General features: G+C 49.7%; 21 protein-coding genes. 11 read left to right on the forward strand and 10 right to left on the reverse strand.

Annotated features, from left to right (window positions below):
- Window positions 1-59 precede the first annotated feature (59 nt).
- Complete coding sequence (locus ACYVJQ_RS08895; RefSeq protein ID WP_460892721.1) at window positions 60-464, reverse strand: hypothetical protein; 405 nt, start codon at window positions 462-464, stop codon at window positions 60-62.
- Window positions 465-614: 150 nt separating this feature from the next.
- On the opposite strand from ACYVJQ_RS08895, the gene ACYVJQ_RS08900 reads away from it, so the two are divergent.
- On the forward strand, window positions 615-1,418 hold the full coding sequence (locus ACYVJQ_RS08900) for a murein L,D-transpeptidase catalytic domain family protein (protein WP_460892722.1): 804 nt from the start codon (window positions 615-617) through the stop codon (window positions 1,416-1,418).
- 76 nt (window positions 1,419-1,494) lie between these two features.
- Here the strand turns inward: ACYVJQ_RS08900 and ACYVJQ_RS08905 are convergent, their stop codons facing one another.
- Complete coding sequence (locus ACYVJQ_RS08905; protein WP_048920319.1) at window positions 1,495-1,701, reverse strand: hypothetical protein; 207 nt, start codon at window positions 1,699-1,701, stop codon at window positions 1,495-1,497.
- A gap of 227 nt (window positions 1,702-1,928) precedes the next feature.
- On the opposite strand from ACYVJQ_RS08905, the gene ACYVJQ_RS08910 reads away from it, so the two are divergent.
- Window positions 1,929-2,738, forward strand: coding sequence for a M48 family metalloprotease (locus ACYVJQ_RS08910; protein ID WP_460892723.1), 810 nt, complete (start codon window positions 1,929-1,931; stop codon window positions 2,736-2,738).
- Window positions 2,739-2,806: 68 nt separating this feature from the next.
- The gene (locus ACYVJQ_RS08915; RefSeq protein ID WP_460892724.1) at window positions 2,807-3,694 is read left to right on the forward strand and encodes a diacylglycerol/lipid kinase family protein; all 888 of its coding nucleotides are present in this window, start codon (window positions 2,807-2,809) and stop codon (window positions 3,692-3,694) included.
- Here the strand turns inward: ACYVJQ_RS08915 and ACYVJQ_RS08920 are convergent.
- Together ACYVJQ_RS08920 and ACYVJQ_RS08925 are read right to left on the reverse strand one after the other, a co-directional pair.
- Complete coding sequence (locus ACYVJQ_RS08920) at window positions 3,654-4,895, reverse strand: metallophosphoesterase (RefSeq protein ID WP_460892725.1); 1,242 nt, start codon at window positions 4,893-4,895, stop codon at window positions 3,654-3,656. The genes ACYVJQ_RS08915 and ACYVJQ_RS08920 overlap by 41 nt on opposite strands.
- A 50-nt stretch (window positions 4,896-4,945) precedes the next feature.
- A complete protein-coding gene (locus tag ACYVJQ_RS08925; protein WP_460892726.1) occupies window positions 4,946-5,581 on the reverse strand; it encodes an LON peptidase substrate-binding domain-containing protein in 636 nt (211 codons plus the stop codon).
- Between the two features lie 117 nt (window positions 5,582-5,698).
- Between ACYVJQ_RS08925 and mtgA the strand changes: the two genes are divergently transcribed.
- The 3 genes from mtgA (at window position 5,699) to ACYVJQ_RS08940 (ending at window position 7,475) form a co-directional block, all read left to right on the forward strand.
- Window positions 5,699-6,430, forward strand: a complete 732-nt coding sequence (gene mtgA, locus ACYVJQ_RS08930; protein WP_460892727.1) for a monofunctional biosynthetic peptidoglycan transglycosylase — start codon at window positions 5,699-5,701, stop codon at window positions 6,428-6,430.
- 5 nt (window positions 6,431-6,435) lie between these two features.
- Window positions 6,436-6,885 (forward strand): YybH family protein, encoded by a 450-nt coding sequence (locus tag ACYVJQ_RS08935; protein WP_460892728.1) that lies wholly within the window; start codon window positions 6,436-6,438, stop codon window positions 6,883-6,885.
- A 98-nt stretch (window positions 6,886-6,983) separates the two neighbouring features.
- Entirely contained in the window at window positions 6,984-7,475 is a 492-nt protein-coding gene (locus ACYVJQ_RS08940) for an SRPBCC family protein (RefSeq protein ID WP_460892729.1), read from the forward strand.
- Between the two features lie 225 nt (window positions 7,476-7,700).
- Here the strand turns inward: ACYVJQ_RS08940 and ACYVJQ_RS08945 are convergent, their stop codons facing one another.
- Window positions 7,701-8,897, reverse strand: coding sequence for an App1 family protein (locus tag ACYVJQ_RS08945; protein ID WP_460892730.1), 1,197 nt, complete (start codon window positions 8,895-8,897; stop codon window positions 7,701-7,703).
- A 57-nt stretch (window positions 8,898-8,954) separates the two neighbouring features.
- Window positions 8,955-9,818: a M48 family metalloprotease gene (locus ACYVJQ_RS08950; RefSeq protein WP_460892731.1), complete on the reverse strand. Its 864-nt coding sequence runs from the start codon at window positions 9,816-9,818 to the stop codon at window positions 8,955-8,957.
- Between the two features lie 191 nt (window positions 9,819-10,009).
- Here ACYVJQ_RS08950 and ACYVJQ_RS08955 point away from each other — a divergent pair, with 191 nt between their 5' ends.
- Window positions 10,010-11,077: a DNA topoisomerase IB gene (locus ACYVJQ_RS08955; protein WP_460892732.1), complete on the forward strand. Its 1,068-nt coding sequence runs from the start codon at window positions 10,010-10,012 to the stop codon at window positions 11,075-11,077.
- Between the two features lie 57 nt (window positions 11,078-11,134).
- Complete coding sequence (locus ACYVJQ_RS08960) at window positions 11,135-11,650, forward strand: GNAT family N-acetyltransferase (protein WP_460892733.1); 516 nt, start codon at window positions 11,135-11,137, stop codon at window positions 11,648-11,650.
- Between the two features lie 358 nt (window positions 11,651-12,008).
- Here the strand turns inward: ACYVJQ_RS08960 and ACYVJQ_RS08965 are convergent, their stop codons facing one another.
- Window positions 12,009-13,601, reverse strand: a complete 1,593-nt coding sequence (locus ACYVJQ_RS08965; RefSeq protein WP_460892734.1) for a hypothetical protein — start codon at window positions 13,599-13,601, stop codon at window positions 12,009-12,011.
- Between the two features lie 148 nt (window positions 13,602-13,749).
- Here ACYVJQ_RS08965 and ACYVJQ_RS08970 point away from each other — a divergent pair, with 148 nt between their 5' ends.
- Entirely contained in the window at window positions 13,750-15,339 is a 1,590-nt protein-coding gene (locus tag ACYVJQ_RS08970; protein WP_460892735.1) for a hypothetical protein, read from the forward strand.
- Between the two features lie 54 nt (window positions 15,340-15,393).
- On the opposite strand, the gene ACYVJQ_RS08975 is transcribed toward ACYVJQ_RS08970, so the two are convergent.
- The 3 genes from ACYVJQ_RS08975 to ACYVJQ_RS08985 form a co-directional block, all read right to left on the reverse strand.
- Window positions 15,394-16,800, reverse strand: a complete 1,407-nt coding sequence (locus tag ACYVJQ_RS08975; protein WP_460892736.1) for an exonuclease domain-containing protein — start codon at window positions 16,798-16,800, stop codon at window positions 15,394-15,396.
- Between the two features lie 349 nt (window positions 16,801-17,149).
- Entirely contained in the window at window positions 17,150-17,617 is a 468-nt protein-coding gene (locus ACYVJQ_RS08980) for a ferritin-like domain-containing protein (protein WP_460892737.1), read from the reverse strand.
- A 168-nt stretch (window positions 17,618-17,785) separates the two neighbouring features.
- Window positions 17,786-18,880 (reverse strand): AI-2E family transporter, encoded by a 1,095-nt coding sequence (locus ACYVJQ_RS08985; protein ID WP_460892738.1) that lies wholly within the window; start codon window positions 18,878-18,880, stop codon window positions 17,786-17,788.
- A 312-nt stretch (window positions 18,881-19,192) separates the two neighbouring features.
- On the opposite strand from ACYVJQ_RS08985, the gene ACYVJQ_RS08990 reads away from it, so the two are divergent.
- On the forward strand, window positions 19,193-21,064 hold the full coding sequence (locus ACYVJQ_RS08990; protein ID WP_460892739.1) for a DNA topoisomerase IV subunit B: 1,872 nt from the start codon (window positions 19,193-19,195) through the stop codon (window positions 21,062-21,064).
- The gene (locus ACYVJQ_RS08995) at window positions 21,057-23,804 is read left to right on the forward strand and encodes a DNA gyrase/topoisomerase IV subunit A (RefSeq protein ID WP_460892740.1); all 2,748 of its coding nucleotides are present in this window, start codon (window positions 21,057-21,059) and stop codon (window positions 23,802-23,804) included. Before ACYVJQ_RS08990 ends, ACYVJQ_RS08995 begins: the two co-directional genes overlap by 8 nt.
- Window positions 23,805-23,864: the final 60 nt, after the last annotated feature.

Raw genomic sequence — 23,864 nt, forward strand, 5'->3', positions numbered from 1 at the left:
GACGCTTGCTTAGAGAGCCGTTCCCCATCAATGAGGAATGGCTTTCTTTTTTTCTGGCCTTACTCTTCCAGCAGGTTGGCCTCACGCACGTTGCCCAGGGCGTCTAGCCGTACGGTGAGGGCTACTTTTTTAGGGGCCGCCTGTGCTTGGCATTTAGGGCCGGGGGCTATGAAATAGATGTAGATTTTCTGGCTACGCTCCATTAACTCTTCCAGGTCTGGTTTACCCAACAACTGCCTGATCTTGTATTCCTTCAACCCTACAAGGTCTAATCTCATGTCCTCTACCTGTTTTTGTTGCTTGAGCCGCTGGCCCTGGCAACCATTAAGGTCCTTCTTCCAGGTATCAGAGTCAAAATTGAAGTCTTCGCTGGGGGAGGAACAGGCACTTAGGAAGAGAAGGGAGAAGCAACTTACCAATAAGAACTTCGTTTTTTGTATTTTAGAGGCAGATGGGTTATTCATTGGTACGTACGTTTAAATTGCAAGGTAAAAGCCTGGTTCTGAGCATGACGTGCCTCCAAGGAAACGCCAAATCTAAAGGAATTAAGCCTTTTGGGAACAAAAATAGACACAAATGGGGTTACTATTGCGGCACTTGTAAAGAAATAAGATATGAATAGAATAATTTCCATTTTCTCCGTCATTGCAGTCTTATCCTTTGTTCTTCCTGCAAACAGCGCTTCCTCTACAGAGTCTTTTTCTACTTCTTCTACAAGAATAGTAGAGGTGAAGGCAGTGCCTGGTAAAACTCCTTTCGCAGACTTTCTGGACAACTTATATGACGAGGCAGACCTGAAGAAAGCGGGAATGGATTTTGAAGTGTTCAAAAGAGCTGCCACCGGGTATTATAACCTAAAGGAGCAAAACAAACTGAACAAGTCTAAAAGCATCTTAACTATTGTTGACTTTGGAAAGCACAGCCGCGAGAAACGCCTTTGGATTGTAGACCTGGCCAAAAAGAAGCTTCTTTACAATAGCCTGGTGGCCCACGGCCGTGGCTCTGGAAATGAGAAAGCCGTCAACTTCTCTAACGTAGAGAACTCTCACATGAGTAGCTTGGGCTTTTACCTGACAGAGAATACCTACATTGGCAAACATGGCCTGTCATTAAAATTGCAAGGTTTGGACAAAGGGTTTAACTCCAACGCCAAAGAGCGGGCGGTGGTAGTGCATGGCGCAGACTACGTGAGTGAAGCTTTTGTAAAGCAGCATGGCAGATTAGGCCGTAGCCACGGTTGCCCCGCCTTACCTAAAGAGATTACCTCAGAAGTGGTTCAATTAATTAAAGGAGGCACTGTTTTATACATTGATGCCCCGGTGGCAAACTATACCTCTGCTTACCTGAATGCAGACACCGCCATCAAACGTTTTGAAAATGAGATTCTAGCCAAGCAAGGCGAGTTGCTGAGCAAGTAAATAATTAACTACCATAAAGTAGCAGAGGCCACCCATACGGGTGGCCTCTGCTACTTTATGGTAGTTGGTTTGGCTATCAAGCAGTGTCTTTGGTGGCTTTTACCAGGCTAATGCCAGTGAAAAGAAAAATCAGTCCTACTACAAACGGCACTGCCGCCGAGAACTGATTCACAGAAACCCCTCCAACAGAATCTCCACCAGCTAAGAAAGCATAAGCTCCCCAAATGACGCCTACAATCCCTAGAATTGTAAGAATAGCGCCGAAAGTTCTTTTAAGGTTCATTTCAGTTTTACATTAGGTTGCGCGCAAAATTGCGCTATAGCCCTCTTACGTATGTCCAATCAAAAATGATATAGAGAATTATCTATGTCAAAGAGAATTTCTCCTGTCTTTGCCCGTCTTTGGGTGCAACTAAGTATGTGTAACACCGTTCTCTAAACGTATTTCTACTTAGTGGCCAACCTGGGCACTAGGAGAAGACCAAAGAGTGAACTTAAAAAAAGACAAAAATGAGAGGTTCCATGCGTTTTGTGGTAGGGTTGCTGATTGCGGCCTTTTCATTAGTAACTTACTGGTGCAACCGAGAACATAACCCCGTCACTGGTGAAGACCAGCACATCAATATGAGTGCTGAGCAAGAGATTGCGCTGGGCTTGCAGGCCGCGCCTGAAATGGCGCAGCAATACGGAGGGCTGCATGCAGACCAGCAGGCCGCCGCCAAAGTAAAAGAGATTGGCCAGCGTATTGTGCAGAGTACCAAAGCCCGGGAGACTCCTTATCAATTTGACTTTCACCTTCTAGCGGATGAAAATACCATCAATGCCTTTGCCTTGCCGGGTGGTCAGATTTTTATTACTGCCGGCCTGCTGCGCCGCTTAAAAACAGAAGGGCAGGTAGCCGGTGTGTTGGGCCATGAGATAGGGCACGTGGTGGCCCGGCATTCTGCCGAGCAGATTGCCAAAGCCAAATTAACCCAAGGGTTATCCGGGGCGGCGGCCGTGGCCACCTATGACCCGCAGAACCCTTCCTCTGCCAGTGCCGCCGCGGCGGCGGCCATGATTGGTAAACTGATGAACCTGAAATACGGGCGTGATGATGAACTGGAGTCTGACCGCCTGGCTGTGACCTTTACGGCAGAGGCAGGGTATGATCCCCGCGCCATGTTGGGCGTCATGGAGGTATTATCTGAGGGCGGGGGCGGAGGAAGCGGTCCTGAATTCTTTCAGACGCACCCCAATCCTGCCAACCGGATGACGGAAATTGAGCAGGCTATCAATAAGGTTTTCCCTAATGGCGTACCTGCCGGCCTTGTCCAATAATCCTGGTTTAGGCCTGTTTTTAAAAAAACGGCCTTGAAACGGAAATACCTATTAGCCTATTGCAGCCTATGAACAAGATGTTGTTTGTCATTAACCCCATTTCCGGCGATCTTGACAAAGAAGAGTTAACGGAAGACGTACGGGCGTTTTGTATACGAAACCAGATAGAGGCAGATTTTTATAAAACCACCGGTGAAGAAGATGAGCGCCACCTAAGGGAGAAGATTGGCTCTTTCCAGCCGGACGTGGTTACGGCCATTGGTGGTGACGGGACCGTTAGTCTGGCCGCAAAGGCTATCATCCATTCCTCAACAGCCTTGGGGATTATCCCGCAGGGGTCTGGGAACGGCTTGTCCAAAGATTTGGGAATTCCACAGGATTTTGACGAGGCCCTGCATGTGCTGATTGATCATCAGATCACCGCTATTGATACCTTAGACGTGAACGGGCAACTTTCCATTCACCTGTGTGATATGGGGTTCAATGCCCTGGTGGTGGAACGTTTTGGGGAAGGGGACTCCAGAGGACCCGGGGCTTACGCCTGGATAGCCATGCAGGAATTTATGGGATACGTTCCGCAGAAGTACACTATCATAACCGACGGCAAAACAGTTTTTGACGGCGAGGCCTTCATGATTGCGGTAACCAACGCCAAGGCCTTTGGTAGTAATGCCACTATTAACCCTTCGGGCATCATCAACGACGGTGAATTTGAAATTTTTATTCTGGAGCCTTTTCCCAAAGCTTCCAGCCTGGGTATTTTATACCAGATGTACACAGACAGCATTGACAACTCTGTTTACACCCATAGGTTTAGTTGCCGCGAAGCTGAGGTGGTCAATCATTCAAAGGAACTTACCCAAATTGATGGTGAGCCGGTTTCTTTGCCTGAAAGGATCATGTTCAAGGTGATGCCTAAAAGCCTTCGGGTGTTGCTGCCTGCAGCGGAGGAGTAACAACGGGCTCTGGGGTGTAAATGCACTTCTGGAACATAAGAAAGGGCGGCTCATTAACAGTTACCGCAGGTTCCAGCACCCGTAACCAGACGCTGCCATCTCGGTAGTGGTCTAATACCATAAATCCCTTGCTTTCATGGGAGAAAGAGGCTTTACCGCCTTTGGCTACAAAATTGGTTTTGCTGCCAGACCCACTCACGGCGTAATGATTACCCTGCACTTTAAAATACTGTAGGTTGTGGTCATGGCCCGCCACATAGAATATAGGATGATGCCGGTGCAATACCTTTAACAGCCGCTTCCTGAACTTCTTGAACGGCGGAAAGGCCATGTCCTCATGCACGCCTATGTATTTGCGGTACATCCGGAAAAGGCTTCCCATGATAGGCAGCGGCACATAAGCCTTCTTGTGGACAAAAGTGAGGGGGAACAGCTGCTGTTTTACGGTAAACCTACCTCCGTGTAAGGCGTTGCTATACATGGGGTGGTGACCAGCCAATAAAATAAACTTGTCTTTATTGGCTTCCAATACCGCCTCCAGCGCCTGAAAAAATTCCTTAGGTTGGGCATAAACCGTCCCGTTGGCAGCATCCAGAGGTTTGTAGCCCGCCTGAACCCACCATTGGGTATTGATCACCACTATGACAAGACGCTCGTTTACCTCAACCGTTACCGGTCCCAGGCTACCGGCCGGGGGAAGGTAGGCAGTCGGGTCTTTTAGCTGTTCTGTGATAATTTTCTCCTGCCTGAGCACATAGTCATAGCCGTCTTTGCGGCCTTTGTTCCAATCATGGTTTCCACTGAGGTAGATAACTTTTCCAGGGAAGGTCTTGAGCAGGTCTAGCTGGTGCTGGAGCTTCTGCAGGGCGGCGGCGCGCTTAAAGGAACCTTCCGGCGGAACCCCAGTGGGGTAGATGTTGTCTCCCAAAAAAATGATGGTACTGTCTTTCCCTGCTTCCTGCATCCAGAAGGAAATGGTGTTCATAACGCCGTCTTCCCCTACAGGTCCTGCCTTGCCTATGTCGCCCACCAGGGCCACAGAATGGATTCTTTCTTCAATGGGCGGAGGGGTATTGGTGCGCCAGCCAATGTCTGCCAGGGCGTAAAAAGGTTTTTTGCGGTATTTCCTTTCTTTCAGGTAAGAATACAACAGCCAAATGGCCAGGGCAAGAAGAAGGAATAAGACTATTTGGTAAAGCATTGCGCGCGGTAGGTGCCTGTTAGGTCTCTTTGCTAATACTTGGTTACCGCTTAAAAGTTGGGAGGGGGTAGGTGCTTGAAGTGCCCGTTCTGCTTCACCCGCTCTTTTAGTTTCTCGGTTTCCAGCACCACGGGTAAGATGCGGGTTAAATGATCCAGTATAAGCTCTTGGCGCTCACTCTCCTTAAAGCATTGCAGTAAGGTATATTCCTGCTCGGTGGTAAAGCCCAGGTGGTGGGCCACATCATAAGATTGAAAGTTCTCCGGTAAGTTGAGCATAAGGTTCTGAACCCCCAGGGCGCCATACAATTGTTTTAGAAGGCCTATTATCTTTTGGCGCTGCACGGGGTCATCATCCTGCACGGTTTCAACGGGCTCTACCAACCCGCCAGAGTAGAGTTTGCCGGGAACGTGGCGTTGGAACTCCTTTATTTTAAAAATTTTAAGGCCCTTGGTTTTGATATCCATTTCGCCGCCCAGGTATTTTTTCTCCACACTCAAAATCTTGATCTCGGTGCCGTAATCACCAATGCCCTTGTCCAGGTACACCGGTATCCCGAAGGTAGTGTCCTGCTCTTGGCATTCTTTGATCATTTCACGGTAACGGGGCTCAAAGATGTGCAAATTCAGTTTCTCTCCCGGAAAAACAACAATGTTCAACGGAAATAGCGGTAAAAATCTGCTCATGGGTGGTATAAATCAAATGCCTGATACTAATTTAAGAAGGCTTTCCAGAAGCTACCACTATTTCTTTATTTTTGTGAGGCAGTAAGTTGGATGTGAAGACTGCCCGAAGGTTACAATATGGCAAAACAGCAAATCTCCATGCCCTTTACCTGGGCTGCCGCCCGATGGCTATTTTTAAAGCTGGCGGTGGTGCTATTCCTGGTTTCGGTGCTTTGGGTGTTAACCTACCGGTGGGTGGACCCGCCAGTCACGTTGCACATGCTGTCCAAGCGGTCTGAGCCTTCCCCTAAAACCCAGAAAATAAGCCAGATTGAGTACCAGTTTGTTGAGCTGGAGGATATGTCCAGCCAACTCCCTCTGGCCGTGATTGCCGCCGAGGACCAATTGTTCCTGACCCATGACGGATTTGATTTTAAGGCCATTAAGCAGGCCTTCCAGCGGAACATGTCCAGCAAGAAAACCGTGGGCGGAAGTACCATCAGTCAGCAGGTGGCCAAGAACGTATTTCTGTGGCACGGCCGAAGCTACCTGAGAAAAGCTGTGGAAATGTACTTTACTTTTATGATTGAAGTGCTATGGGGCAAGGAACGCATCATGGAGGTGTACCTGAACATTGCCGAAATGGGCGACCATGTCTTTGGGGTGCACGCGGCCAGTAAAAAGTATTTTGGTACCGTCCCTGAAAAGGTGGGCCGGCAGCAGGCGGCTTTGTTGGCAGCGGTATTGCCTAACCCTATCAAATATTCGGTGGCCAAACCTACCGGTTACGTATTGCGGCGGCGCCGAAACATTGTGCGCAACATGAAGCGGTTGGGCGGGACAGAACTGATTAAAACCTGGTATAACTAATTCTTATGCAAAAGCGCCACTTACTATCTTTTATCCTTTGCCTGGTTTGGGTTAGTCTGCTGAACAGCTGCGTCTCCTCCAAAGGCGGCTCTGAGGCAAGGCCTGACATAGCCCAGATTATGGAGTCGCAGAGCCAGGCCTGGAACCGCGGAGACCTGGAAGGGTTTATGGCACCCTACTGGCACTCAGATTCGTTGGTGTTTGTGGGGCACAGCGGCCCTACTTTTGGGTGGGAGAAAACCTTGCAAAACTATAAACGCAGCTATCCTACCCAGGAGGCCATGGGCAAGCTAACTTTTACGCTTCTGCACACTTCTTCTATTAGCAAAGAGGCATTACTAGTGGTGGGTAAATGGCACCTCAGCCGCCGGATAGGTGATCTACAAGGCCACTTTTCGCTTGTTTTCAGAAAAATAGGCGGGAAATGGTTGATAGTAGCCGATCACTCAAGCTAGCGGAAGGGGATAGGGACGAACTCCGGAAGGTTAAAAGTTCTGCGGAGCCTTTGTTCCTCTCCATCCCTAAACTCCACTAAAACCCAAGCATTGGCCAGATGAAAAGAACCATAAGACTAAAGATCATCTTGCCCTATTCCCCTGAGAAAGTCTGGCAGGCCTTGACTGATGCCCACCTTCTGGGAAGCTGGTTTATGCCCAATAATATCAAGCCAGTACTGCATCATTCATTTACTTTTAAGATGGCTCCCCAGAAAGGGTGGGACGGGGTTACCCATTGTGAGATTTCAGCTATTGAGCCCTTAAAGCACCTTGCCTATAGTTATAGAGGGGAAGCTACCGGAGAAAAGACCTTGGCCTGCGCCGGAATTCATTCAGACACGGCTGACAAACTCTCTAAGGGCATTTTTGCCAAGTTAGACACCCAACTTCAATTTACCTTAGAACCTACCTGTGCAGGAACCATCCTCTCCTTGGAGCATTCTGGCTACCAAGGCCTTAAACTGGTCCTAGTTAGCCTGGTGATGCAAATGGGTTGGAAAAAACAACTTCGGAAGAAACTACCCAAAGTCCTGGAGCAAATGGGATAGGATTGCAAGCCAATCTGCTTTAAGACATAATTTCCTCAATTAAGTAAATTGGATCATGGGCGGTTTGAGCTTATTATCGGCCAATTACCTTCCAGGGGTTTTGATATTCTAACCTGTCATTCCTAGTGGCTCCTTCCTAAAAGAGAACGACTTCCGTTTTGGGCCTGTTTTCTAAAAAACAGGCCCAAAACGGAAGTCGTTCTCTTTTAGACAGTAATAATCTTTTTACCCTAGTCCCTTGGTGTCTTTACTTATTGGCGCGGGCGCCTGTTGGGTAGAGGTACCAGGAGCATCGCTTTGGTCAATGGCTTTTTGGTCTTCCACTTTCTCTACTTCCGCCTGGAAGATAAGACCGGTGGAGGCAGCGTGTTTGGCGGCAGCGGCGGTGTCTTTTACCAGCAGCATCTCTACCGTGCCTTTCAGTTCCTCAGTGATGGAGGTAACCATGGAGGCGCGGTCTTCCAGGTTCACGTCTCTGATATACACGCAGATTATACGACCCGGGAACTGCTTGATCACCTCCCGGTAAATGGGAGCGTCTTCCTGGCCGCTGTCACCAATAAGCACAAAATTCAGGTGCGGATAGGTAAGCAGGATGTTCTGTATTTCTTTGAACTTGTGGCCCATATGGTCTGCCCCGAAGAACTTGTTCTGCAACAGGCCAAAATCACGAAGCAACAACGGCCCCGCCGGAATATCATTGATATCCAGGAAATCATGGAGCAGGTCATACATATTCCAGGGGCTGCTGCTCACGTAAAAGAACGGGTTGTTGCGTTTGCCGTTGCGGCCCAGTTGCAGTGACCGGTAAAAGGCAGACACCCCCGCAAAGGGCAACCGCGTGCGGGCGTTGTTCATGAACGTGTGCTGCGACATCTGAATGATATCCGTAGCCGAGGTAAGCACGATGGTATCATCAATATCAGAAATAACGCCATACTCTGCGTCCGGTGGAGGGACCAGCACATGGGCTTCGGTTTTAATGCCGGGCTCAAAAGAAGAGATATTTGCCTTCTTCAATTCAATTTCCACCTCATGCCAGATATCATCCAGCACCAGCGGAGTAGGCGGCTCCAGGTTCAGGGTGAAATAGCCCTCGCTGTCTGTCATCACCTCATGCTCTTTGCCCTGGAAGCAGACCGAGACCAGCGCATCACGCACCTCATCGCTTTCAAAGCGCCGGTACATGTTAAGGAGGTTCTTGGCCAGGTTGTCATTTTCCTGGGCGCCGGTAATGCCCTTGTTGGTCAGTACGCGGCCCTTCACGTAGAGGCGGTTCACCGTGCCGTAGCTGCGGTAAGGAACTATATACAAAGGCTTGTAGAGCCCTAAGCGGTTCCTTAGCCGCTGCATGAGCAGGTCAAAGGAATCATCATGTTTATCAATAAATTCTCCCAGGCTTTTTTTCCAGTCTATTGCCATGCCAAGTCTTTAGTTTTGATTTCGCTTACGCAAATACGGTTTGCAAGGTAAAGGCGGTTACAGGCCCAGGTTTCTTTTGAAAGCCTGGTATTGCGTATTATCCGCTGAAGAGGTTTTACAGCCTTGCTTTTGCGCCGTGGCCTTGATGTCTTGAATACGGTTTCCGGGCGAGGGGTGGGTAGAGATAAATTCTGGGGGCGTACCCTGGTTTTCAAGGGTCTGCATTTTCTGGAAGAAGCCAGCCGCCCCGTCACAGGCGTAATAGTTAGTGGCGCCCAGGTACTCCACCGAGAACTCATCTGACTCCCGTTCATAATCTCGGCTGAATTTGAGGCCGGCCAGTTGCCCCGCTATCTGCCCAGCAATTTGCTCCATCTGGCCGGCGTTATCGCCTAGTACCAGCCTGGAAATAAAGGCAATGCCGTACTGTTTCTGAAGCTGTTTCATGGTGTGGCGCTGGTCTGCGTGGGCAATCTCATGGCCCAGCACACCCGCCAGTTCATCCTCGGTGTCCAGGTTTTTGATAAGGCCAGTAAAAACGTAAATGTGACCGCCCGGTGTGGCGAAGGCGTTCAGGTTCTCGGGATCATAGATGATTTTCACATCCCAGGCAAATTCATCGCGGTAACCTACTTTACCGGTGGAAATAATGCGGTTTACTATTTTATCCAGGTGCGCATAGGCGGCCCGTACCTTGGGGTCTGAGGAGGTGCGTTCCAGTAATTGGCCCTTGGCCCGGAAGGTAGAATCCATTTCCTGGGAAACCTGATGGCCTAGCTTTATGTCTTCGTCTACGGAAAATAAAATCTGGTTTCCGTTCTTGTCTCCTGAGCAGCTGCCCAGAAAAACGGCAGTGAGCAGCAGAAAAAACAACGAGAAAATTCTTGGTAAGGGAAAGGAAGAAAAGCGGTTTGGTTTCATTTTAAAATGGTTGCTATAGATGCCCCTTATACGGGTGAAGTCAACAAAATGTACAGGATGGCACAGCCTGCCGCAAGGTCTGTAACAAAGAACCAGGTTTTAAGCACGTTTTTGGCAAAACAGGCCCAAAACGGTATAAACTTTTCTCTTTAGGATAGGTTAAAGGAGAAGTTCTTTTCCTACTTATTCCCATGGCACAAAAAATAACTCCCCACACGGTGTATGCAGACGTAACAGCTTCGGCGCAACAGGCCGGGCTCCAGTATGTACCAGACGTCAAACCAGGCATTACCCGTCAGCAAAAAGGAAAAAAGGTGGAGTACGTCACGGCCAAAGGCGACCCCGTGACAGATGAGAAAACCCTGGACCGTATTCAGAAACTGGTCATTCCGCCGGCCTGGACTGAGGTCTGGATCTCGCCTTCGGCCAACGGCCATCTACAGGCCACGGGCCGCGATGACAAGGGCCGCAAACAATACTTGTACCACCCGCAATGGCAGCAGGCCCGAAGCCTGAACAAGTTCGGGCGCATGCTCATGTTTGGGCGCGCCCTGCCTCACATTAGAAAACAGGTAGAGAAAGACTTGCGGCTTAAGAAGCTGGAAAAGCGGAAGATACTGGCCATAGTGGTAGAGTTACTGGATCATTCCTTTATCAGGATCGGGAATAAGTCTTACGCCAAAGCCAACCAGTCTTACGGGCTCACTACGCTACGTGACCGGCACGTGAAAATTGAGGGCGGACAGCTTAGATTGGAGTTTGTGGGCAAGAAAGGGGTGAAGCATGAAATCAGTATCAAAGACCGGCGGCTGGCGCGCCTGGTAAAACAGTGTCAGGATATACCCGGTTATGATTTGTTCCAATACTATGATGAGAACGGCCAACGCCAGCCCATTGAGTCTGGTGACGTGAATGACTACCTGCGCAGCCTGAGCGCCGAAGAGTTCACGGCCAAGGACTTCAGGACCTGGGGCGGTACCGTGTTAATGGTAGAATGCCTGGAACAGATTCTGGAGGAAAACCCAGACATTGAGAAAGAGAAGTCTGTGAAAGAGGCGGCCAAGCGGGTGGCCCAGGAGTTGGGTAACACGCCCACCGTTTGCAGTAAATACTACATTCACCCTGAGGTGGTAAACCTGTTCAAGCAGGATAAGCTCATTGAGTACCTGAGAAAGCATGACGCCAAAAAACGCAAAGAGAATCCTTACCTCTCCCGTACCGAGGAGTTTGTGCTTAAAATGCTGAAAGCTCTTCAATAACCGCTTTGGGAGGCAGGCTGGAAACTTTTATCTTGGGAACCCAAACCTTTCGCAGTGATGATTCAGCTAAAAACACCTCGGCTCCTGATCCAGCCCCTTACGCGCAAGCAGCAGATATTGTACCTGGCCAATAACGGCTCCCTGGAAAAAGAACTGGGCCTGAATTATACCCCCAAGAAAATAAACGAAGACTTGGCAGACTCGCTGGAGAATTTTTTCCTCCCGCTTATCACCAAACACCCTGGGCACCATTTGTTTTACACTCTATGGGCCATGGTGCTGAAGGAGGAGCAAACCCTGGTAGGGGACCTCTGTTTCAAAGGTCCGCCAGATGAAACCGGAAAAGTGGAGATCGGTTACGGGACCTATGATGCGTACCAAAAACAGGGACTCATGACGGAAGGGGTGGCGGGCCTGGTGCACTGGTGCCAGAATCAACCCCACATCAAAACCCTCACTGCTGAAACCGAAGCTGGCAATGAAGCCTCTGAAAAAGTCCTGCACCGCAATCATTTCACCCTGGACTGCCAAACCTGTGACAATTCCTGGTGGATACGGAAAGTGAGTGAGTGAGTGAGTGAGTGAGTGAGTGAGTGAGTGAGTTGCGTTTTAGGCGTGTTTTTTGAAAACCGGGCTCAAAACGTGTTTGCAAATTTGCGGAAGCAAGCCCTAAATTCAGGCGTAAACTGCTCCAAATACGTTACCTTAACCTAGATGTTAGAGGCTGTTTGTTCAACTTAAGAAGGCCTGGAGAAGGTAGGGCAATCTAGTTTCTTGAGGATTATTTGCTGAGATCACTCCTGAGGGAAAAAAGAGCAGATAAGGCAAAGGCCATTCCTTGTAACCAAAGCCGAAGAATTATTGCCAATCCTTTTCCAGCGTTTATTACAATTGATTTTCCTTGTCCGTAAATGGATTGCTGAGTTATGCGCTACAAACCCTCGCGGTCAAAGGCATGCACTTTAACGCTGCTTTTTTTCCTTAGGCGGGTCTCTTTGCTTTTCTCTACTTCAATGCCCTGTTTGGTGTCATAAACGCGGGTTTTTCTGCTCAGGCCCTGCACAGCGGAGGCATCTTTTACCTCGTCTTCACCCATGCCACCATAGATATTGACCTTTATCCCTTGGTTGGCTTTACCAGAGATCAGGAACTCATCTTCCTCTCCCAAGCCATATAAAAAGATTGATTTGGTCTCTGCTTTTTTAAAGACCCGGTCATACACTAATAAGGGCTTTACTTTTTCATCACCAGGCACCTGAAGCACCATGACGCGGGTATCGCCGTCAGGCTGTCGTTCTACCACAAATTTTTCCTTTTCATCTGTGCCAGCTACCAATACATTTTTGGCCAGGATGAGATACATTTCCTGGGCAATGGCCGGCAATTGGTTTCTTCTGGAGGCCAGTTTGGTTTTTATTTCTTCCCCGGTCAATTGGTAGACCGACTGGGGCAATTGAGAAACAGAAGCGGTTAGTAAGCTATCGGTGAGTTGGCGCTGTAATTGGCGGGCTATTTGTTGCCACTGTTCCTGGGTTACTTCATTGAGGCAGCGGTCATCAATAAACTGCGCATTTTTGAGGTAGCCTCTAGGTGATGAAACCCGGGCGTGAAACGTTTTCATCTTGCTTACCGGGGCCCATCGGCGGCTGAAAAGCCAAGGCAACAGACCGTCATCGAATTTGAAGAAAGCCTGGTCGCGGTCTTTGGGGACTGGACTGTAGGTAGTGACTGCACTGGTATCATAGACTGCCCACTGCCACTGGCCCTCATGACGGTCCCAGTCGCCAATAAAGACGTCAAACAAACGGGCTTTGGCAAAGGATAGTTGGTCTGGCAGATGAGAGTGGCGGGTAAACCTGTTTTTAAGGAATTCTTCTGAATCAATGAGGTTCTTGGCTTTGCCAAAATTGCGGGTGATCGCTTCCTTGCCTTCAAATTTCTCTTCCAGCAGAAAAACCCTGTCCTGAAAATCTGGGGTGTTTTCCTTTAGGCCTTTCACGTCTTTGGGAATATACACAAACCGGGGATGGCTATGCGGGATCTTGGCCCCCGCGGCCAGACCAGATACTACCGCCGCTCCGTAAGGGTGCACCGCAGAGGTTTGGTCGCGCAGCACATTGGTAAGAAAGGTTTTGCGCAAGCCTTTGGGTAAAATGTCTTTCGGGTCTTTGTCTACTGAGCGCAAGGCGTAAAACTTGCCTTCTTCGCTTTCCAGGGTGAGGCTGGTGGTCTGGAAACCGCCGCCCCTTTTTTCGGGGCTCAAGCCGCCATGCATTTTATCCATATCCAGCAGGGGCAAGGTGACCAGCGTAGCCCAAACGTCGCGGTAGTGCTTGCCCCAGAAAAGGTGATGGAGAAAGCCTTTCTGGTAATGTTTGCCCGCCACTACGATAGCTGAATCCCAGACGGCTTTCCGGCTTTGCTCAATGGGGCCCGCCAAGGCAGTCTCCTGAAAAAAGTCTTTGCGGGCACACCCTGCTGAAAAGACCAAAAGGAAGAAAGAAAAGGTTAGTAGTTTATACATGCTTCATGAGTCACTTACTGCCATACCTTAAGCGCAGAAGAAAGGTTGTGCCTCTCTCCGTAGAGGCCCTTTTTTATATGGGATGAACAAAAAGCCGAAGACAAGGTTTTAGAACATCATTCCCCCTATATAGGTATAAGTACTTTGTATGCCAAATTCCCGTATTCTACTGAAAAGAAACCTCCGCCAGAGGATCTGTTTTCTGCTGGTTCCTTTTTTTTTGCTGTTTTGCCCACTGCAGGTATTTCCTCAAACCACCAATTCTACCATCACGGTTGCCGCAGGCCCTCATTACCTCAAAAGCCCGTTTCACAGGTTCTGGTTCGGGTCTCATTACCGCAAGGTCTGGGCACAGCCCGTGCAGGTGCCGTATTTCAGTTTAAGTGAGTTTAGGGGCGGGGTAACGCCAACCCGGCAGGGCGGAAGTTTCCAGACCAAGAACCTTAGGCTGGTTGATGGGCAGAAAAGGGAATACGTATTACGTTCCATTGACAAAGACCCGTCTGTAGCCCTTCCCAAGTTCTTCCGGAAAACGTTTGTGGCCAACCTCATGCGCGACCAGACCAGCGTGATTCACCCGTACGGGGCCTTCATCGTGCCGGTCCTGGCCGAGGCTGCCGGAGTGTACCATACCAACCCACAGTTGGTGTACCTGGGGCAAGACAAAGCCCTTGGCGAATATGAAAATGAGTTTGCCAATACCTTGATGCTGCTGGAAGAACGGCCAGACGGCAACTGGGAACACCTGGAAAGTTTTGGAAAGCCAAAAGAGGTGGTCAGTTCCCGTAAGGCCTTTGAGAAGTTTGTGGCAGACCCCAGCCACCAGGTAGACAGCAAAAGATACCTTACCTCCAGGTTGTTTGACATGTGGCTTAGCGATTGGAGCCGCCGCGAGGACCAATGGCGCTGGGGCGTAACCAAGAAAAACGGGGAAACCCTCTATTCACCTATTCCCCGGGATAGGGACCATGCCTTCTTTAAATTTGATGATGGCGTGCTTACTTTTCTGGTAAGCCTTTTCAAACCCAATTACCAGACCTTTGATAAGTCTATTTCTGCCGGCAATGTAAAAGGCCTGATTAAAAGCTCCAAAGAAATGGATACCTATCTACTAGCCTACCTCACTCAGGAAGATTTTAAAATGGCTGCCCAGGAGTTACAGCAAAACCTTAATGACGCCGTCATTGACAAGGCGCTGGCGCAGTGGCCGGCTTCCATCCAAGATTTGTCTGCCCAGGAGTTTGCCAAATTGTTAAAGGCCCGCCGCCAGGACCTGCCCCAGGCCGCCGAGGCTTTTTACCAATTGCTAAACCAAAAAGTAGTGCTGGCGGGCAGCAATGAGAAAGACCGTTTTGAGCTACAGTTTCACCCAGACGGGAAGGTGTTGGTCAAGCAATGGGCGGAAGAAAAAGGGGAGGCCCGGAAACTGCTGCACCAGAAGATGTTCTCGCCCGCAGAGACTAAAAGCATTTCCATTTATGGCCTTGGCAAGGCAGATGAACTGGTCCTATCTGGCGCCGGCCCTAATATGATGGACCTGCACTGGTATGGCGGCGAAGGCACAGATGCACTAATTGTGAAAAAGGACTGGAAGGTTACAGGCAAAAAGCTAAAACTCCTGGACGAGGAAGACGGCAATGACTACGCCAAAAGCAAGAACATCAATATCAATGAATACCGGCCCCGAGCAAACGAGTTTGACGCCGAAGGCTGGCTACTGCGGTACCGCCTGCATTAAAGTATCTTTCCGTTTTAGGCCTGTTTTTAAGAAAACGGCCTTAAAACAGAAAGTCTATTCCCTGGAAAAATCAATGATCTTGTCACCGTGCTTGGTGCGCATGTAGGCCCTGATGATTTGCTGGGTGTCTTTGTTGTCATTGTAGTGCTTGATCACGTCTTTGAAGTCATCCAGAGAAGAAGCGCTGAAGGTTTCATCAATGTAACCAAAGCCCAGGTAGTGCCCGTTCTCCACGCACACCACAGATTTTTCATCCGCGGAGCGGCCCTTGCCCACAATCACAAAGCTGTCATAGTCATACTTGAAGGCGTCTATAGATTCCATCACGCGCTTGTTGTATTCCTCTGGCGCCTCCTTGCCAATGCAGGCGCCTTTGCACTGGTGCACCTGGTAATCAAAACACGGCCCCGGCGATTTATATAAATCACACAGTTTCTGGCATAGGTTGTACTTAGCCACCCGGTTAAACAGAAAATTCTTGGCCTGAAACTGATTGGACATGGTAAGGAGGGGCGGTACTTCAGTCTTGGCTTTCTGGAAGGTCAGGCGTAGGTACCCGTCCTGGTCATAATAGGAAAAAATGCCGCTATGGTAGACACTTCGGCGCTGGGCGCGGTTGTAGAAGGGCTTGCGTTTCTTGATCTCATCAGACTCAAACAGCAAGGCCACCAGTTCACTGCCCGTGCGCACGTAGGTGATATTGGAAATGCGGTTCTTGAACTCTATGGATTTGCGGCTCTTGAAGTCAATGTTGAAGTGCTGAATAATCCGCTTGCGGATGCTCTTGCTCTTGCCCACGTAAATGATCTCGCCGTGCTCGTCATGGAAGTAATACACCCCCGCCTCTAAGGGCAAGGCATCTACCATTTCACGCGAAATATTGGGCGGTAGGAGTGAGGTCTTGATGTCTTTGGTGAAGGAGGGTTTCTCCAGCAACTTGTCGTCCTGGTCGGCGTCTACCTTGTTCTGGTCAATCTTGAGCAGCCGGTCAAAAAGAACGGCTGTGGCTTCGGCATCGCCAATGGCGCGGTGGCGCATCTGCAGGGGAATGTCAATGCTCTTGCAGAGCTTGCCCAGGCTATAAGAGGGTAGACCCGGCATAAGCTTACGGCTCAGGCGCACCGTACAAAGCGTTTTGCGCTGAAAGGTAAAGCCCAGATCCGCGAATTCTTTTTTGATGAAAGAGTAGTCAAAGCGCACATTGTGGGCCACAAACACATTGCCTTCGGTGATCTGCACAATCTGCTTGGCCACCTCATGGAACTTGGGTGCGTCCCGTACCATCTCATCTGTGATGCCGGTGAGCTGCGAAATGAAAAAAGGAATGGGGCGGCCAGGGTTCACCAAGCTGTGAAACTGGTCCACTACCTGGTTGCCATCATGAATGAAAATGGCTATTTCTGTGATGCGGTCTTCAGACGGCTGCCCGCCGGTGGTTTCAATATCTACAATAGCGTACACGCGCTTCTCTTAAGGTTGATAGCGGCACAACCGCCTTGTTCATAACCCATTTTCAGGGGATATCGTTTCATTTTTGCTTCTGGTAATCTGTGGCGGTATTTGCCTGAGTTTCCGTGGCTGTAACCCTCCCAAAGTCATTTCTGTTTCGGGGCTGTTTTCCCAAAAACAGGCCCAAAACAGAAGGGTTGGTAAGAGGTGGTGATCTTCCATAGTCTTACCTAGCCCCAGGATGGAAAGATACAGGATAGGTGCATAAAAAAAGCAGCCTCTGGGGCTGCCTTTTCTATTGTTTGAATCTCCAGGGGAGAGGGAACTCTGGTCTTAGATCAACTACCCTTATCCCTTGAAATTAAAGCGCTTGTTTCAAAGAGGAGATTGTCTGCTTGGCAGCCTGAATCTCCATCTGCTGTTTCTGTACAATGTTTTTCACATCCAGCGGAAGCGGCTCGTTCAAAGCGCTGTTGTAGGCTTTGAGGGCGGCCTCATCGCCGGTTTCGCACTCGCCCAGAATGGCTTTGCTGTCATTGGCGCCCACGGCCGCTTTCAGATTAATCCAGCCACGGTGTACGGCACCTGCGGCTTCCATGGCTACGCCTTCAATGGTGGTGGTAGAGGAGGTGGAACCGCCTAATTGCTGGGCCTTGCTTTCCAGTTCACTTGCGAATACCGCGCGTTGCTGGGCCAGTCTTTCCAGTTCAGATTTTACCCGCATATCGGTGACGGCACCGGCTGCGGTTTCATAGCCTTTCTGCCCGTCGCGGGCGGTTTCTACCAGGTCATTGATGGTATCTATTACTTTGCTGTTCATGTTATCCATAGTCTTAAAAATGTAGTGGTTAGGTGGTGTTAATTTCCTGGTTGCCAGGTAGAATAGAAGAGGTTTCTATCTGCCTGGCCCTCCCACATATACTAGCGGCTATGGGTATTTGTTACGGCGTTTCGGGCGTGTTTTTTGGAAAAGGGGCTTATACCAGACCGGGTACTGTTATTTATTTCGCCTTTTCAGTTTCTTGAGCAACTGGTTTTCCTTGGGCCCCTGGTTAATGTCATTCAGAAGAAACCCAAAGGGCTGCAACGGGCCATAAGCGTCAAAAATCACCTTTAAAATGGCGATCACCGGAATAGACAGAATCATGCCCGGCGCTCCCCAGATCTCTCCGCCCACAATTAGGGCCAGAATGGCGGCAAATGGGTTAATGCTTACCTTTGAGCCCACCACATAGGGGGTAATGAAATTGCCTTCCAGAAACTGCACAAACGCGAAAATAAGGATCACAATGAGCATCTTGGCCGGCGATCCGGTGTCTACTAGCACAAACAGGGCGGGCAGCAGCGCGCCCAGCATAATGCCTATGTAGGGGATGATGGTCAGGATGGCGGCAAACACCCCAAAGAATATGGCATACTCTACGCCCATGATCAAAAGCCCCATGGAGTTCAGCAGCGCTACCACCAGAATCACAATGAACAACCCAGAAAGGTACCCCTGCACCACCCGCTGGATGTTGTCTACGGTTTCCATGAGCGGACCCCGGCGGTCTTTGGTAATGAACTGGAACATGAATTGCCGTAGGTGGTCGCGGTAAAACAGCATACAGAAAACGTAGATAGGCACCAGCGAAATGACCGTGAGCGCGCCGGTGGTAAGGGAGATGGTGCTCCCTAGAAAAGCCGTGCCGGTTTGCGTCACGTTACCCAGCGCCTTTTGCAAGAATTCACCTTTGTTGGTGGGCTGTATGCCAAACCGCTCCAGCAGAAACGCCTGGAACTTAGCCAGCAGGGCACTTAGTTTGGTGTTGATGTCTGACAATTCTGAAGAAAAGCTTCCAATCTGCGCTGAAAGAAACCAAATGACCAGCGTGAGTACCGCTATCACCAGCACCAGTGAAAGGACAATGGCCAGGGAGCGGGGCATGCGTCTTTCCAGGGATTTGTTGATGGGCAGCAGCAGCAAGGCAAACAACGTGGCAAAGCAAAGCGGAATCAACACCGCACTGAAAAGTTGCAGAAAGTGAAGCAACAGAAAGAGGCAAAGAAGAATGACCGTGTATTTGAGATAAGCGGGTAATTTTATTTCCATAGAGCGATTCCAGAAATGGGAGTTTGGTATTAATGCTAAAAATATTAGCTATATTCTGTTTAAAAGTGGTTTTATTTGTAAATTGGCTAAAAAAATAAGCAAAATACCTTTTGTTGAATGAACTGCCAACCCCCGCATTTGGTTACATATTTAATAAAACGTAGCCTTTGCAAACCTGACCTCAAGCGTATTATTTTGTGGCTCTGCCCTAAGGGTTTGTCCATAAAAAAAGGCCTTTCCTCCTAGCTGATGGCAAAGTACACGCAAATTTTCTTTTATTTTACCTAATTCTACTAAACCCTAAAGTTCCCTATGGCTGAACTGACTAATGTAACTTACAACGAGGACAGTATCCGCTCCCTTGACTGGCGCGAACACATCCGGCTGCGTCCGGGTATGTACATCGGCAAGTTGGGTGACGGCTCCTCTCCCGATGATGGGATTTACATTCTGGTGAAAGAGGTGATTGACAACTCCATTGATGAGCACATGATGGGGTTTGGGCGCACCATTGAAATCAAGATATCTGACCACAAAGTAGTGGTGCGTGACTACGGCCGCGGTATTCCGCTGGGCAAGGTGATTGACTGCGTGAGCAAGATCAACACCGGTGGTAAATATGACAGCCGCGCCTTCCAGAAATCGGTAGGTCTGAACGGGGTGGGTACCAAGGCAGTGAACGCCTTGTCTTCACACTTCAGAATCCAGAGCGTGCGGGAGGGCCAGACCAAGGTTGCCGAGTTTGAGCGCGGCGAGTTGGTGAAAGACGAGGCGCTACAGGAAACTACCCAGCGCAACGGTACCACCACCGTGTTTGTGCCCGATGATACCATTTTCAAGAACTACCACTTTATTCCGGAGTTCCTGGAAAACCAGATCTGGAACTACGTGTACCTCAACGCGGGACTTACTATCCATTTCAACGGGCAGAAATACTATTCTGAGAATGGCCTGAAAGACCTGTTGAGCCGCAAGATCGCTGAGGAGTCCATGCGCTACCCTATCATCCACCTCAAAGGGGATGATATTGAGTTTGCGATCACCCACGGCAACGACTACGGCGAGGAGTACTATTCCTTCGTGAACGGCCAGTACACGACCCAGGGCGGTACGCACCTGGCGGCTTTTAGAGAAGCAGTAGTGAAGACCGTGCGCGAGTTCTACAAGAAAGACTATGACGCCACAGATATCCGGGGCTCTATTGTAGGCGCTATTGCCATACGCGTGCAGGAACCGGTGTTTGAAAGCCAAACCAAAACCAAGCTGGGTTCCATCAACGTGGCCCATGAGGGACCTACGGTGCGCAACTTCGTGAATGATTACGTGAAGGAGCACCTGGACAATTACCTGCACAAGAACCCAACGGTGGCAGATGCGCTGCGCCGGCGTATTGAGCAGAGTGAGCGGGAGCGCAAGGACATGGCCGGTATTAAAAAACTAGCCAACCAGCGCGCCAAGAAAGCCAACCTGCACAACAAGAAACTGCGCGACTGCCGCTTCCACTTCGGGGAAAGCAAGGAACTGGAGAAGGAGACTCTCACCACCCTGTTCATCACCGAGGGGGACTCGGCCTCTGGATCTATCACCAAATCACGCAACGTGGAGCTGGAAGCGGTGTTCTCTCTGAGAGGAAAGCCGTTGAACTGCTTCGGGCTGAAGAAAAAGGTGGTGTACGAGAACGAGGAGTTCAACCTACTGCAGCACGCCCTCAACATTGAGGAAGGCCTGGAAGGCCTTCGCTATAACCGCGTGGTAGTCGCCACCGATGCCGACGTGGACGGCATGCACATTAGACTGCTCTTAATGACCTTCTTCCTGCAGTTTTTCCCAGACCTGGTAAAGAACGGACACCTCTACATTCTGGAGACTCCGCTCTTCAGGGTGCGCAACAAGAAGGAGACCATCTACTGCTACAATGAGCAGGAGAAGCAGAACGCCATCCGCAAGATCGGCAAGGCCGCAGAAATTACCCGCTTTAAAGGGTTGGGAGAGATCTCGCCGGAGGAGTTCGGGAAATTTATTGGAGACAACATCCGTCTGGAGCCAGTAATCATGGGCAAGACGGAGCAGAACATCCAGAAAATGCTGTCCTACTTTATGGGCAAGAACACCCCAGAGCGGCAGCAGTTTATTATTGAGAATCTCAAGATTGAGAAAGATATAGTGGAGGAGGTATATGCTTAACGAAGAATTGGAAAACGAAAACAATTTAGAGCTGGACAGCGAACTGACCGGCGGGGAGGTCATTCATGACATTACCTCGGTCTCTGGTTTGTATGAGAACTGGTTTCTGGATTATGCCTCTTACGTAATTCTGGAGCGGGCCGTGCCTGCCCTGGAAGACGGTTTCAAACCAGTGCAGCGCCGCATCATGCACGCCATGAAAGAAATGGACGATGGCCGTTTCAACAAAGTGGCAAACGTGATTGGCCAGACCATGCAGTACCACCCACACGGTGACGCCTCTATTGGCGACGCCATCGTAAACCTGGGCCAGAAGGACCTGCTCATTGAAACCCAGGGAAACTGGGGAGACGTGCGTACCGGGGACAGTGCCGCCGCCCCGCGTTACATTGAGGCCCGCCTCACCAAGTTTGCCTTAGACGTAGTCTTTAATGGCCAGACCACTGAGTGGCAGCTGAGCTATGACGGCCGTAAAAACGAGCCGGTAACCTTACCGGTGAAATTCCCGCTCTTGCTTGCGCAGGGCGTGGAAGGGATTGCCGTAGGCTTATCTACCAAGATAATGCCCCACAACTTCCGGGAACTGATCAAGGGTTCTATTGACGTGCTCAAAGGCCGTAAAACCACCTTGTTGCCCGACTTCCCTACCGGCGGTTTGGCTGACTTTACTAACTACAACGGTGGGGGCAGAGGCGGTAAAATACGCCTGCGCGCTACCATTGAAAAGGTAGATAAATCTTTGCTGGTGATACGGGATGTGCCTTATGGTACCACCACCACCGCTTTGATGGACTCTATTGTCAAGGCCAGCGAGAACAACAAGATCAAGATCAAGAAGGTAGTAGACAACACCGCAGCAGAGGTGGAGGTACAGGTGCATATTCCGCCCGGGATTTCGCCTGACCTGACCATTGACGCGCTGTATGCCTTCACTGACTGTGAGATCTCCATCTCGCCTAACACCTGCGTGATCATTGAAGACAAGCCCCGGTTCCTCAACGTAGATGAGCTGTTGCGCATGTCTACCGTGAAAACCGTGCGCCTGCTGGAGCGGGAGCTGGAAATCAGGATGGGCGAACTGGAAGACAAGTGGCACCAGAGCTCCCTGGAGAAAATCTTCATTGAGAACCGTATCTACCGTGACATTGAGGAGTGCGAGACTTGGGAAGCCGTGTTGGAGGCCATTGACCTGGGCTTGAACCCTTTCAAACCTTTGCTGCGCCGCGAGGTAACGCAGGAGGATATTATCCGACTCACGGAGATCAAGATCAAGCGAATCTCTAAGTTTGATGCCTTCAAGGCAGATGAGTTCATCAAGAAGCTGGAAGCCGAAATGGCCGAGGTGGCCGATAACCTGGCTAACCTGACCCGTTACGCCATTAGCTATTTTGAGGGCTTGCTGGCCAAGTATGGCAAAGGCAAGGAGCGTCGCACCCAGATCAGGACCTTTGATGTGGTCTCTGCCCAGAAGGTGGCGGTGGCCAACCAGAAACTGTACGTGAACCGCAAAGACGGCTTTGTGGGCTATGGCCTCAAGAAAGATGAGTTTGTGTGTGACTGTTCAGATATGGATGACATCATTGCCATCCGGAAGGACGGTAAGTTCATGGTGACCAAGATCAGTGACAAAACCTTTATGGGCAAAGACATTCTGTACGTCGGCGTGTACAACAAGAATGACGAGCACATGGTCTACAACATGATCTACACTGATGGCAAAACCGGAATCGCGTTTGCCAAGCGCTTTGCCGTGACTTCCATCACCCGGGACAAGGAGTATGATCTTACCAAAGGCGAGAAGAACTCCAAGGTGGTATACTTGACGGCAAACCCTAACTCTGAGTCTGAGTTGGTGAGCATCACGTTGCAACCAGTGGCTGCCGCCCGCGTGAAGCAGTTTGATTTTGACTTTGCCGAGCTGTTGATCAAGGGCAAGGGCTCGCAGGGGAATATAGTTACCAAGCATCCCATTAAGAAGGTAGTACAGAAGGCGCTAGGCGAATCTACCCGCGGCGGACGTGAGATTTATTATGATGAAGTGATTGGTCGCCTGAACACTGAGAGCCGCGGTCGTTATCTGGGTTCTTTCAACACAGATGACACCATTCTAGTATTGCACAAGGATGGTTCATATGAACTGACCAGCTTTGACCTGACCAACCATTATGACGTGGCCAACATTGAAGCCATCCATAAATTTAGTCCGGAGCTGGTAGTGTCTGCGGTGTACACAGAAGGGGAGACCAAGGTAACCTACGTGAAGCGCTTCCAGGTGGAGACTACCACGGTAGGCAAACGGTTTACTTTCATCAGTGAGACAAAAGGTTCTAAGCTGCTGGCAGCATCGGTGTCAAAAGAGCCTAAAGCCGAAATTAAATTCCAACGTGATAAAAAATCTGACAAAGAAACAGAGATTTTATTGCTGAGTGAATTTATAGATGTGAAAGGTTGGCGTGCAATGGGTAATAAGCTGAACTACTTTAAAATCTTTGGCGTGACTCTGCAGGACGAAGAAAAAGAAATGGCGCCTAAGGTTAAAAGTAGTACAAAACCTATAAAAACTGTAAAGATAGAAACTAAAGTAGCCCAAATTGTAAGTCCTTCATATTCAACAGGTGATGAAATTTTGCTGGATTTAGAAAGCGTAAAACCTGAATTGAATGTGGCCGTAGAAAGTGAACAAATCGGGGAACTACCTGCGGCACCCAAAAAGGAGAAAAGGCAACTGAACCTCTTCTAGGATTTTTGGATCCGTTTCCGTAGATTACCCATGCGTTGTACTAAAGTTACATCATAGAAG

This window comes from Rufibacter soli (assembly GCF_054781795.1).